The organism is Solwaraspora sp. WMMA2059, assembly GCF_027497315.1.
Classification (GTDB): Bacteria; Actinomycetota; Actinomycetes; order Mycobacteriales; family Micromonosporaceae; genus Micromonospora_E.
In genome coordinates, this window is sequence record NZ_CP114908.1 from 2,294,135 (window position 1) to 2,305,000 (window position 10,866).

Annotated in this window: 13 protein-coding genes (1 of these 13 running past the window's edge); 5 read left to right on the top strand and 8 right to left on the bottom strand. The window is 71.6% G+C overall.

Features of this window, described 5'->3' with window-relative positions; translation table 11 throughout:
• Positions 1 to 22 precede the first annotated feature (22 nt).
• The gene (locus tag O7553_RS10560) at positions 23 to 358 is read right to left on the bottom strand and encodes an antibiotic biosynthesis monooxygenase (RefSeq protein ID WP_281554625.1); all 336 of its coding nucleotides are present in this window, start codon (positions 356 to 358) and stop codon (positions 23 to 25) included.
• Between the two features lie 53 nt (positions 359 to 411).
• Here O7553_RS10560 and O7553_RS10565 point away from each other — a divergent pair, with 53 nt between their 5' ends.
• The gene (locus O7553_RS10565) at positions 412 to 1,065 is read left to right on the top strand and encodes a DNA-3-methyladenine glycosylase (protein ID WP_281554626.1); all 654 of its coding nucleotides are present in this window, start codon (positions 412 to 414) and stop codon (positions 1,063 to 1,065) included.
• 26 nt (positions 1,066 to 1,091) lie between these two features.
• Here O7553_RS10565 and O7553_RS10570 read toward each other — a convergent pair whose 3' ends face one another.
• Entirely contained in the window at positions 1,092 to 1,358 is a 267-nt protein-coding gene (locus O7553_RS10570) for a hypothetical protein (RefSeq protein ID WP_281554627.1), read from the bottom strand.
• Between the two features lie 266 nt (positions 1,359 to 1,624).
• Here O7553_RS10570 and O7553_RS10575 point away from each other — a divergent pair, with 266 nt between their 5' ends.
• A complete protein-coding gene (locus O7553_RS10575; RefSeq protein WP_281554628.1) occupies positions 1,625 to 2,947 on the top strand; it encodes a tetratricopeptide repeat protein in 1,323 nt (440 codons plus the stop codon).
• On the opposite strand, the gene O7553_RS10580 is transcribed toward O7553_RS10575, so the two are convergent.
• Positions 2,923 to 3,753 (bottom strand): sulfotransferase, encoded by an 831-nt coding sequence (locus tag O7553_RS10580; protein WP_281554629.1) that lies wholly within the window; start codon positions 3,751 to 3,753, stop codon positions 2,923 to 2,925. The genes O7553_RS10575 and O7553_RS10580 overlap by 25 nt on opposite strands.
• A gap of 215 nt (positions 3,754 to 3,968) precedes the next feature.
• On the opposite strand from O7553_RS10580, the gene O7553_RS10585 reads away from it, so the two are divergent.
• Positions 3,969 to 5,429, top strand: a complete 1,461-nt coding sequence (locus O7553_RS10585; RefSeq protein ID WP_281555564.1) for a hemolysin family protein — start codon at positions 3,969 to 3,971, stop codon at positions 5,427 to 5,429.
• On the opposite strand, the gene O7553_RS10590 is transcribed toward O7553_RS10585, so the two are convergent.
• The 3 genes from O7553_RS10590 to O7553_RS10600 all read right to left on the bottom strand — a co-directional run bounded on the left by O7553_RS10590 (position 5,338) and on the right by O7553_RS10600 (position 7,580).
• The gene (locus O7553_RS10590) at positions 5,338 to 5,994 is read right to left on the bottom strand and encodes a DNA methyltransferase (RefSeq protein ID WP_281554630.1); all 657 of its coding nucleotides are present in this window, start codon (positions 5,992 to 5,994) and stop codon (positions 5,338 to 5,340) included. The two genes, O7553_RS10585 and O7553_RS10590, sit on opposite strands and share 92 nt — an antisense overlap.
• Positions 5,995 to 6,075: 81 nt before the next feature.
• Positions 6,076 to 6,657 carry a hypothetical protein gene (locus O7553_RS10595; protein WP_281554631.1) on the bottom strand — a complete coding sequence of 194 codons (582 nt, stop codon included), beginning with the start codon at positions 6,655 to 6,657 and terminating at the stop codon, positions 6,076 to 6,078.
• A gap of 122 nt (positions 6,658 to 6,779) precedes the next feature.
• Complete coding sequence (locus O7553_RS10600) at positions 6,780 to 7,580, bottom strand: hypothetical protein (protein ID WP_281554632.1); 801 nt, start codon at positions 7,578 to 7,580, stop codon at positions 6,780 to 6,782.
• Positions 7,581 to 7,597: 17 nt separating this feature from the next.
• Between O7553_RS10600 and O7553_RS10605 the strand changes: the two genes are divergently transcribed.
• Positions 7,598 to 7,771, top strand: coding sequence for a hypothetical protein (locus O7553_RS10605; RefSeq protein ID WP_281554633.1), 174 nt, complete (start codon positions 7,598 to 7,600; stop codon positions 7,769 to 7,771).
• A gap of 37 nt (positions 7,772 to 7,808) precedes the next feature.
• Here the strand turns inward: O7553_RS10605 and O7553_RS10610 are convergent, their stop codons facing one another.
• The gene (locus tag O7553_RS10610; protein ID WP_281554634.1) at positions 7,809 to 8,843 is read right to left on the bottom strand and encodes a phosphatase domain-containing protein; all 1,035 of its coding nucleotides are present in this window, start codon (positions 8,841 to 8,843) and stop codon (positions 7,809 to 7,811) included.
• 124 nt (positions 8,844 to 8,967) lie between these two features.
• Positions 8,968 to 9,471: an OsmC family protein gene (locus O7553_RS10615; RefSeq protein WP_281554635.1), complete on the bottom strand. Its 504-nt coding sequence runs from the start codon at positions 9,469 to 9,471 to the stop codon at positions 8,968 to 8,970.
• A 227-nt stretch (positions 9,472 to 9,698) separates the two neighbouring features.
• On the opposite strand from O7553_RS10615, the gene tyrS reads away from it, so the two are divergent.
• Positions 9,699 to 10,866, top strand: partial view of a tyrosine--tRNA ligase gene (tyrS, locus tag O7553_RS10620; RefSeq protein WP_281554636.1) — the 5' portion only. Its footprint extends 116 nt past the window's final position; the window shows 1,168 of its 1,284 coding nt (coding positions 1-1,168); it begins with the start codon at positions 9,699 to 9,701; its stop codon lies off the right edge, out of view.

Below are 10,866 nucleotides of genomic sequence, written 5' to 3' on the forward strand. Positions count from 1 at the left end.
CCAACCGGCGGCCGGGTCCGGGTCACCGGGTGGGCGGCGGGAACCGGTAGGCCCGTTCCACCCGGGCCACGTGCACCGCGAAGCTGGCGTACCACCGGGCCCTGCCGTCGGCCTGGGCGATCAGGTGCTCGACGTGTCGACGCCAGGCGGCGATCGACTCCTCGTCACGCCAGTAGGAGACGGTGATGCCGACCCCGTCGGGGTCCCGGGCGCTGTCCACGCCCAGGAAGCCCGGCTGCGTGGCGGCGAGCTCCACCATCCGGCGGGCGGTGGCCGCGTAGCCGTGGTCGTCGTCGGTGCGGGTGGAGGCGAAGACCACCAGGTAGTACGGCGGTGGCGGGGTGTCGGCGGGACTCATCGGTCGCTCCCGGGCGGTGATGGTGTGCTGGGTCGCTGTGCTGTGCTGGCACCATGAGACCACCCGCGCCGGTCGGCGATCTCGCGACGGTGCTCGCCGGACCGGTCGACGCCGCGGCCCGCGCGTTGCTGGGCTGCCGGGTCGCCGTCAGCGACGTCGAGGTCCGGCTCACCGAGGTCGAGGCGTACGCCGGGGTCGGCACCGACCCCGCCTCGCACGCCCACCGGGGCCGTACGCCGCGTAACGCCCCGATGTTCGGGCCGTCCGGTCACCTGTACGTCTACTTCAGCTACGGAATGCACTGGTGCGGCAACGTGGTCACCGGCCCGCCGGGACAGGCGGCGGCGGTGCTGCTGCGGGCCGGCGAGATCGTCGCGGGTCACGGGTCGGCCCGGCGGCGGCGTGGCCTGTGGGTGTCGGACCGGGACCTGGCCCGTGGTCCGGCCCGGCTGATGGCCGCGCTCGGGCTGGACGGCACGGCGAACGGTACGTCGCTGCTCGACGGCGTCGGTCCGGTGTCGCTGACGCCACCGCCGGTGCCCGTCCCGGCCGGAGCTGTCCGTACCGGTCCCCGGGTGGGGGTGGGCGCGGCCCCGCACACGCCGTGGCGCTTCTGGTTGGCCGGCGAGCCGACGGTCAGCGCGTACCGTCGGGCCGCTCCCCGGCCGCGCGGCGGCCGGACCGGGGCGCCGACCGCGACCGGATGACGGGCGATCGGTGCGGCAGCAGGTCGTCAGCCGGCGCGACGCGACGGCTGCTCCGTCCACGACAGCAGGCCGTCCTCGACCGCCCTCCGGGCAAGCTCCAGTTTCGTCTGCGCGGGGCGGCCGGCGGCGGCGTACTTGCGCTTGACCCGCTCGAGGTACTGCTTGGCGGTGCCGAGACCGACGCCGACGCGGCGGGCGGCGGCGACCATGGTCAGCCCGGACAGGTAGGCGACCAGCACTGCGGTCTCCTGCTGGGAGAGCCGTGGACCGGGGTGGTACGAGGGCTCGGACACAGGCGACCTCCGGAGCGGTTGACTCCGGAAGAGTAGGCAGTTGACTGTCAGGCAGTCAATGAGTTGACAGGATCTGGTGTTCGATTCCGCAGCAGGACGGCCAGCCGCGCGGACCCGACCGACCCGGACAGCGCACCCGGTCCCGCCGTGCCGCCGACCCCGGCCAACACGGCGACGAACGCGACGGCGAACGCCAAGCGGAACAACTTAATCGACACTCCTCGACGGTGGTATAAACCTCCGTGCAGTAGATGAGGGGGCTGGACATGAGTCAACAAGTTCACCCGGACTTCCCCCGACGGCTGCGAGCCCTGCGGGTCGCGCGCAACATGACCCAGCGGGAGCTGGCCCGGGGGAGCCTGTCGGTCAGCTACATATCGTTACTCGAAGCCGGGCGCCGGTCGCCCAAGCCGGAGGTGCTACGCCAGCTGGCGCAGACCCTCGGCTGCTCGGTGGCCGAGCTCGCCGGGGAAGCGGACGCGGTCGCCACCAGGCCCGCCGCACTGACCCTGTCGTACGGTCGGCTCGCCATCGAAGCCGGAGACCCGACCGAGGCGGAACGGCAGTTCAGCAGCGTCCTGGCCACCGCCGCGCCGGACCCGCTGACCCGGACCGAGGCGCAGCTCGGCCTGGCCCGCGCGTTGGCCGAGCAGGGCCGACTGGTCGAAGCCGCCCAGCAGTACGAGTCGTTGCTGCGCGACAACCCCGACGGCCCGGCGTTCGTCGCCTCGCTCGGCATGGTGATCAGCTGGATCCGGTGCCTCTACGAGCTCGGCGAACTGCAGCGGGTGATCGAGGTCGGGATGGGCACCCTGGACCGCGTCGACCGCCTCGGTGCCTGGGAGTCCGAGGACGCCGTCCGGCTGCTCGCCACGGTCGCAGCCGCCCACTGCGAGCTGGGCGACCTGAGACAGGCCGAACGGCTGCTCCACGAAGGCCTGCAGCGCGCCGACCGGATCGGCTCACCCCGGGCCCGGGCCGCGGTGCTCTGGAACGCCAGCCAGGTCGCCTGCGAACAGGGCAGCTACCGCGAGGCACTGGAACTCGCCGAGGAGGCGCTGGCCTTCTTCCGCCAGGACCGGGACCGACGCAGCGCCGCCCGGCTGCTCACCGCGTACGGCTGCATCCTGCTCAGCCACACGCCACCCCGCATCGACGAGGCCCGCACGACGTTCGAACGGGCGCTGCGCGAGCTCACCGAGGTCGGCGGCGGGATCGACCGCGGCTACGTACTGACCGAACTGTCGCGTACCTTGCTACTGGACGGCGACGCGGCCGGCGCGGTGCGCAGCGCCCGGCGGTCGCTGGCCGAACTCGGCGGGCAGGCACATCTGGAGCGGGCCCGGGCGCAGACCGCCCTCGCCGCCGCGCTGGCGGCCGCCGGCGACATCACCGGTTCCCGGGAGATGTTCGCCGGCGCCGCCGCGACCCTCGGCGGGCTGCGCGCCTCGCGGCAGGCGTCCCGGGCCTGGGCCGAACTCGGTGACGTGCTGGCCGACACTGGCGATCCGGTCGGCGCCGTCGAGGCGTTCCGCAAGGCCACCGCCGCGGTGCACCTCGGCCTTCAGTCGTCCCGGCGGGCCGGGTAGCCCCAGCTCTGGGCCACCTCGAACAGCGGAGCCGGCAGCGCCACGTCGGCCGGCAGTTCCCGGGGCGGCTGGACCGTTCCGGTACGGATCCGTCCGGTCCAGTCACCCAGCCCGGCCTTGATCCGGCCATGGTCGAATCGGCCGTACTCCACCATGTCCGGCTCCCACTCCAGACCGAGGAACTCGCAGATGCGCCGGGTCTCGGTCGTCGGATCGTCGGCCAGATCCTCGTAGCGGACCGTGTGTCCGGGAAGCACCCGGCGTGCCTCGGCTAGTTTGGTCAGGTACCGGCCGACGCTTTCAACTGCCTCCTGCGGCGTCTGCTGGGGTCGGGCCCTGGTCCACGAGTCGATGATCGCGGCCGGGTGGCGTAGCAGGAACACGAACCGCGCGTCCGGCCACACCTGGGCGATCCGGGGCCAGATGAACACGTTGTGCGGAGTCTTCTCGACCAGGACCTGTTTCCCGCTGCGCTGCAACGCCGCGTCCAACACCCGGTCCCACAGCAGGTGGGTGACCTCCTGGGCGTCCCAGCCCAACTCGCCCATGCTGTCCGTGATGTAGTGGTCACTGAACTCCACCCGCAACTTGCTCAGATGCAGCTCGTGCGGAGCGTATAGCGAGGAGTGGCTGTTCAGCATCATTCGCAGCAGTGTCGACCCCGACCGGACCGACGACAGAATGAAGACCGGCTGGCGTAGCAGCCGGTGTGGGCGGCGGACGAAGGCGGGACGGCCGCCCCGGCGGGTGATCTGCATTCCGGTCGACCGGGCGATCCGTACGGCAAGGTGATGCTTCCAGCTCATACGACCCGACACTACGAAATCTTCCTGAGAAAATGCTAGGGGTCTTCGCCCACCGGCCGGGCACAGCGACGCCGGATGCCAGGTGACCGGCGGGCCGAGCGGCCCGGAAACCCAGACGGATGGCAGGATTCGCATTCGGCCCAGGTGGGCAAAGCAGGCCGCAGCACACCGGCGACGGAATCCGGGTCACGACGGCGGCGATGGAAGGTGCGTACGTGCAGGGGTACGGAACACAACTCGCGCTGGTCGGGATCCTGGTGGTGCTGAACGCGGTCTTCGCCGGTAGCGAGATCGCCCTGGTGTCACTGCGCGACAGCCAGCTGCAACGGCTGGAACGGTCCCGTCGGACAGGCCGGGTCCTGGCCAAGCTTGCCAAGGACCCGAACCGGTTCCTTGCGACCATCCAGATCGGCATCACCCTGGCCGGGTTTCTGGCCTCGGCCACCGCTGCGGTGTCGCTGGCGCAGCCGCTGGTGCCAGCGCTGGACGTGCTCGGCCGGGCCGCGGAGCCGGCGGCGATCGTGCTGATCACCCTGGTGCTCACCTTCGTCACACTGGTCTTCGGTGAACTGGCCCCGAAGCGGGTGGCCATGCAGCGGGCCGAGCGGTGGGCCCTGGCGGTGGCCCGACCCCTCGACATGATGGCCAGCCTGGCCCGGCCGGCGGTCTGGGCGCTCGGCGCCACCAGTGACATCGTGGTCCGCCTCGCTGGCGGCGACCCGAAGGCGACCCGCGATGAGATCAGCCCGGACGAACTGCGCGACATCGTGGCCGGTCACCGGGCGTTCAGCGCCGAGCAGCAAACCATCATCTCCGGGGCACTGGAGATCGCCGACCGGCGGCTGCGCGCCGTGCTGGTGCCCCGGCTGGAGGTCTTCACCCTGGACAGCGGGACATCCGCCGAGGCGGCCCGAATCGTGCTGGCCACCTCAGGTCACTCCCGTGCGCCGGTAGTCCGCAACGGGATGCTGGACGACACCGTCGGTGTGATCCACCTGCGCGACCTGGTCGGCGTACCCGACGACCGGCCGGTCGACGCGGTCGCCCGCCCGCCCATGCTGCTGCCCGAGTCGCTGCCGGTGGTCGACGCATTGCGCCGGTTCAAGACCCACCGCCAGCACATCGCGCTGGTCGTCGACGAACGCGGTGCCGTCGACGGCATCGTCACCCTGGAGGACGTGCTGGAGGAGATCGTCGGTGAGATCTACGATGAAACCGACCGAGACATCCGCGCGGTACGCACCGAGCCGGACGGCACCATGCTGGTCCCCGGGACCTTCCCCGTACACGACCTGCGGGACATCGGGGTCGATTTGCCCGGCCGGCCGGACGGCGACTACACCACCGTGGCTGGTCTGGTGCTGGCCCGGCTCGGCCACATCCCCACCGACGTGGGCGAGTCGGTCCGGGTCGACGGCTGGGCACTCACCGTCGCTTCCGTCGACCACCACGCCATCAGCGGCGTACGGCTGCGCCGATCCTCGCAGGACGACGGCGACCACACCGACGGCGACCACACCGACGGCGACCACACCGACGGCGACCACACCGACGGCGACCACACCGACGTCGAGAACCGCCCGCTCAGCTCGGCCGTTGAAAAACCAGACAGTAGTCGCCGGTCAGCCAGTCGGGCTGGTGGTCCCAACACAGGAACGACTCCTGGAGCAGAGTGAGATGGGCGCGGATCACCCGACCCACGTCCCAGGCGAGGGTGGTCACCCGACCGTCGACCCGCATGTTCGCCACATTGACCACGGCGTGGCCGCCCGGCCGCAGCAACTGGGCGACCTGACCGAAGACCTCACCGATCTCGTCGAGATAGCTGGTGTAGTCACCGTCGAGGGTCTCGTAGGCGTTGAGCGGATTCTCCGGATGGTCCGTCGCGTCCATGTAGGGCGGTGAGGTCAGGCAGAGGTCGAACGGCCCGTCGACCAGGCCGATCAGCTTCCGGGCGTCACCGTCGACGATCTCGGCACCGGCCGCTCCGGCGAGCCGCTGCCGGATCAGCGCGACCCGGTCGGGCAGCAGTTCCACGCCGGTCGCCCGTCGACCCATCCGCGCCGCGGTCACCAGTGTGGTGCCGTAGCCGGCGAACGGGTCGAGCACCGCCTGCCCGGCCGTGGTGTACTCGTCGATCACCGCCTCGACCAGAGCCTCCGGGAAGTGCACCTGCTGGTCCTCGCCTGCCGGGAGTTGGGCGATCAGGTCAGCGCTGGTCAGCTGCAGCCACGGTCTCACCCGACCATTGTCCCTCGCTGCAGTCGCGGCGGCCGGCCGCCCGGGCGTCGGCGGCTGCCGGACTACTCCGACGGTGCCGGACTACTCCGACGCCGCGTCGTCGTGCTGCCCGGACTGGCGACGGTTGCGCAGCGCCACCCAGGTGGCACCGAACACGATCGCTCCGGCCAGACAGACCGCGACCACGTGACCGCTGCCAGTCCAGCCGAACCAGTCCTGCAGCAGCATCCGGGAGCGGGACGTGGGATCCACCAACGTGATCGCCACGAACGCGGCGACCAGCACGCCGGCGCCGAGGGCGAACGCGGTCGCCCACGGCCCGCTCGGCCCGAACCGGCCGTGCAGCACCAGCACAGCGCGCACGATCCGCCGGGCCCGGACCAGCCGCAAGGTGCCTACCGTGTAGATCAAGCGGAACACCTGCAGCGGCCCCAACGCCAGGATGGTGACCGGGACCACGATCAGGGTCAGCGTCACCAGTCCGCGGTTGCGCCGCAGCCAGGCCAGCCGGTCGGCGGAGAAGGCCAGCAGTACGGCGGTCTCGGCGACCAGCACCGCTCCGCTCGCCCAGTGCAGGACCTCACCAACCGTTGCCAGCGCCCCGCCAGCGAGGGTGAGGAACACCGCCGGAACCGAGGCCAGCGCCGCGACCAGCACCGGCACCGCCAGTCGCTGTTCCCACCGGGCGGACCGGTCCCGGCCGGACGCGTCAGCCGGCTGATCGCTCGCAGGTTGGCCGGACGCGTCAGCCGGTTGATCGCTCGCAGGTTGGTCGTCGGCGCCGGTCATCCCGATGCGTCGGCGGCCCGCCGTCCGACTGTCGCCGGCGGAACCCGGACCGCGATCTCCACACCGAGCTGCGCACCGTCGCTCAGCCGGAGTCGGTCACCGCTCCAGAACCGGCCCGGGTCGTACCAGTTGGTGCGCCGGCCCGTTGGCAGCAGCCCCATCGCCTCGTAGGTCACCGCGACCACCTCGGCGCAGTAGACACTTTCCAGATCCGTCCGGCCGGCGGCACTGTCAGCCGACAGTTCGGCGCCGCCCGACACCTCGGCTGCCTCGGCTGCTTCGGCACCGGCCGTGCCCCGACCAACCGGCGGCAACCAGGTGGCCAACCGTTCGCGTACCGCGCCGGCCAGCGGCGCCCGCCGTACCGACGGGGCACGACCCCGCAGCCACCGCCAGGCCAGCGCGGCGGTGGAGGGGAACGGGGTGCCGTCCAACCGGGCGACGGTCCGTAGCACGGCATCCTCCATCGCGCTGTCGGCGGGCGGCTCCAACTGCCGCAGCCAGGCCCGCTGACCGTAGCGCCGTGCCCAGACCGTGACCGCCTCGCGCAGGTCGTGCAGCTGCACACCTCTGTGGTGGGTGCCCGACCACATGTCCGGCAGTGACCGCCCGAGCTCGGCGTGCCACAGCAGCGGCGGGAGATCTTCGATCACCACCGCCATCCCCACATGGTTCACCGGGCTGTTCGTGGTCATCTGGATCGCCCGGTCGGGCATCGTTCGCCCGCGGAACAGCCACAGGTCACCGGTGCGGGTCAGTTCGACCGCCGCGTCGAGGGAGAGTGGTTCGCCGGTCACTCGACTACCCTAGGCGGATGCGTTGGTGGAAGGTAGTGGGCCTGGCCGCGTTCGTCGGGGTCGCCGCGACCGGAGCGGTCGTCGTCCGGGCCGAACGACGCCGTCGGGCCTACACGGCGGAACAGATCCGTGACCGGCTCCGACAGCGGCTCGTCGAGGCCGGGCCAGCGGACGCCCCGCCCTCAACCTGAGTGACCGGTCAGCCGAGCCGACGGCTCGGCTGACCGGTCACAGCAGTCGCGCCTCGCGCAGCAGGTGCGCCAGGCCGGCGCCGTCGGGCGCGGACAACCACCGCCGGCCACCCGGCCCGGCCGCCCTGGAGGTCTCACCGGCCGGTGCCGGCAGATTGCCGGCCAGGACCGCCTGCGTCGGCGAGAGCCGACGGATCGCCACCGCCGCCAGACTGTCCGGATGCTGCGCCGCGAACTCGGCGTAGATCTCCGGGTCGTGCTGCCCGTCGTCGCCCACCAGCAGCCAGCGGATCTGCGGGAACTCCTCCGCCAACCGGGCCAGGCTGGCGCGCTTGTGGTCCCGACCGCTGCGGAACCACCGTTCGGTGGTCGGACCCCAGTCCGTCAGCAGCAGCGGGCCGGCCGGGTAGAGATGCCGGGACAGGAACCGGCGCAAAGTCGGCGCGACGTTCCAGGCACCGGTGGACAGGTAGAGCACCGGCGCACCCGGATGCGCGGTGACCAGGCGTTCGTACAGCACCGCCATTCCGGCGACCGAGGCTCGGGCGTGCTCGTCCAACACGAACGTGTTCCACGCCGCCAACATCGGCCGGGGCAGCGCGGTCACCATGACCGTGTCATCGATGTCGGAGATGATGCCGAACCGGACCTGCGGGTCGACGATGCGTACCGGCGCGTCGACCGGCTCGGAGTCACCGCTGTGCAGCCGTACCGATGTCCAGCCGGGCTCCAGATCGGCCGGCACGACGGTGTCCACGAACCCGCCCCGGTCAGCCTGGACCTCGTGCCGCTTGCCGCCGGCCTCGATCACCACCGGCGCGTCCTTGACCGGCAGGGTGGCGAAACTGCGCCAGCCCCGTACCTTCTTCGCCCGCCGATGCGGGGGATCCGGCCGACCCAGCAGCACCCGCGCCATCACCCGGACCCAGCCCGGCGCCCCGTAGCCGGTGTACGGAATGAGCGTGAGATCCCAACCTCGTCGCCGCAGCCGGCGTTCCAACAGGGCGTGGATGGCATCCTCGAGCCGGACGGCTCGGTGGGCGCCACGCGCCGCCGGGCTCACGGGTGTCATCGCCACGGTGCCACCCTGCCACAGCCGCCCGTTGCGGGCACGGCGTGGTGATCGACCACGCGAAACCCGCTCAGCCGGCCGGTGTCGCCGCCGACACCGGCCGATCCGGCGTCCTCGCCTCAGGTCAGGTAGCGGCCAGTTCGATCTCCACCTCGGGTGGGTCGAGCAAACTGTTGTGCACCGTGCAGTGCGCGGCGACGGCCCGTAGCGCCGCCCGGCGTCCGGCCGGCAGTTCGTCCGGAACGCTCAGCTCGATCCGCACCGCGGCCACCCGGGCCGGCCGGTCGGCCGCCATCACGTACCGGGCACCGACGGCGAGCCCGTCCCGGGACAGCCCGTGCCGGACCAGGTAGCGGCCGGCGTAGTACGCCACACACGACGCGAGCGCGGCGACGAACAATTCGACCGGCGTCGGTGCGCTGTCCGAGCCGCCGCCGCTGACCGGCTGGTCGACCATGATCTGGTGGCCACGGACCTGCACCGCGTACCGCTCGCCGTCGACGTGCCGTACGGTCAGCCCGGGCTGCTTCGCCGGCTGACCAATCGATCCGGTCGGCTCGACCGGGACCGGGACCGGGACCGGCTGCCGGCTGTCGCGCTGCTCGGTCGTCGACTCGATGGTGTTCACCGTCAGCTCCCTCTGCCGGCGCTCGACCGCCCTGCCGGCACTCTCATTGCACCCCGTCCGGCGGTCGGCCGGTCAGAGCCGGGCGGCCCTGCCCGGCGGGCCGGACGCCCTGCCCGGCCAACGCCGGTCAACGACATGTCCCGATGGGCTCGCGGGCTCGGTCCGACCTGCGCCGCAGGTCGGAAACCGGATGTCCGTGCTGGTCCGCGATGAGGGACAATCGCGCCGTGACGGACGAACAAGACCCGGCCGGTACGCCCGACGTGCTGGACGAGCTGCGTTGGCGAGGCCTGATCCAGGATGCCACGGATGTGACCGAACTGGGCCGGCAGCTGCGCGACCCGACCACCTTCTACGTCGGCTTCGATCCGACGGCCCCCAGCCTGCATGTGGGCCACCTGGTTCAGGTGCTCACCGCCCGTCGGCTGCAACTTGCCGGACACCGGCCGCTGCTGCTGGTCGGTGGGGCCACCGGGCAGATCGGGGACCCGAAGGAGGGCGGTGAGCGTAACCTGAATCCGCCCGAGGTGGTGGCGGGCTGGGTCGACCGGATCCGCGACCAGCTCGCGCCGTTCGTCTCGTTCACCGGGCCGGTCGCGGCGCAGGCGGTCAACAACCTGGACTGGACCGGGCCGATGTCGGTCGTCGAGTTCCTCCGGGACGTGGGCAAGCACTTTCCGGTCAACCGGATGCTCGCCCGTGAGGTGGTCCGGGCCCGGTTGGACAGCGGCATCAGCTTCACCGAGTTCAGCTACCAGCTGCTGCAGGCGAACGACTTCTTTGAGCTGCACCGGCGGCACGGTTGCCTGCTGCAGTTCGGCGGCTCCGATCAGTGGGGCAACATCACCGCAGGGGTCGACTACGTGCGCCGGCGTGGAGCCGGCCCGGTGCACGCTTTCACGACGCCGCTGGTCACCCGGTCGGACGGCACCAAGTTCGGCAAGACCGAGGGTGGCGCGGTCTGGTTGGACGCCGCGCTGACCAGCCCGTACGCCTTCTACCAGTTCTGGGTCAACGTCGACGACCGCGACGTCGGGCGCTACCTGCGCTACTTCAGCTTCCGGGATCGCGAGACGATAGCCGAACTGGAGCGGGAGTCGGCGGCCCGGCCGGCTTCGCGGATCGCCCAACGGGCGTTGGCCGAGGAGCTCACCGCGCTGGTGCACGGTCCGGCGGAGGCAGCCCAGGCGGTGGCCGCGAGCCAGGCCTTGTTCGGCCGAGGGTCGCTGGACGAACTGGCTCCGGAGACCTTGCACGCCGCATTGCGGGAGGCAGGCCTGCTGACGGTGACCGGCGAGATGCCGGCGGTGGCAGCGTTGTTGAAGGAGTCGGGACTTGTCGGCAGTCTCAACGAGGCACGTCGGGCGATCGCCGAAGGTGGCGCCTACCTCAACA

Coding starts and splice junctions, on each gene's coding strand:
- O7553_RS10580 (WP_281554629.1), bottom strand. CDS start 3,753: ATGAGCTGGAAGCATCACCTTGCCGTACGGATCGCCCGGTCGACCGGA.
- O7553_RS10560 (WP_281554625.1), bottom strand. CDS start 358: ATGAGTCCCGCCGACACCCCGCCACCGCCGTACTACCTGGTGGTCTTC.
- O7553_RS10610 (WP_281554634.1), bottom strand. CDS start 8,843: ATGACACCCGTGAGCCCGGCGGCGCGTGGCGCCCACCGAGCCGTCCGG.
- O7553_RS10565 (WP_281554626.1), top strand. CDS start 412: ATGAGACCACCCGCGCCGGTCGGCGATCTCGCGACGGTGCTCGCCGGA.
- O7553_RS10575 (WP_281554628.1), top strand. CDS start 1,625: ATGAGTCAACAAGTTCACCCGGACTTCCCCCGACGGCTGCGAGCCCTG.
- O7553_RS10605 (WP_281554633.1), top strand. CDS start 7,598: ATGCGTTGGTGGAAGGTAGTGGGCCTGGCCGCGTTCGTCGGGGTCGCC.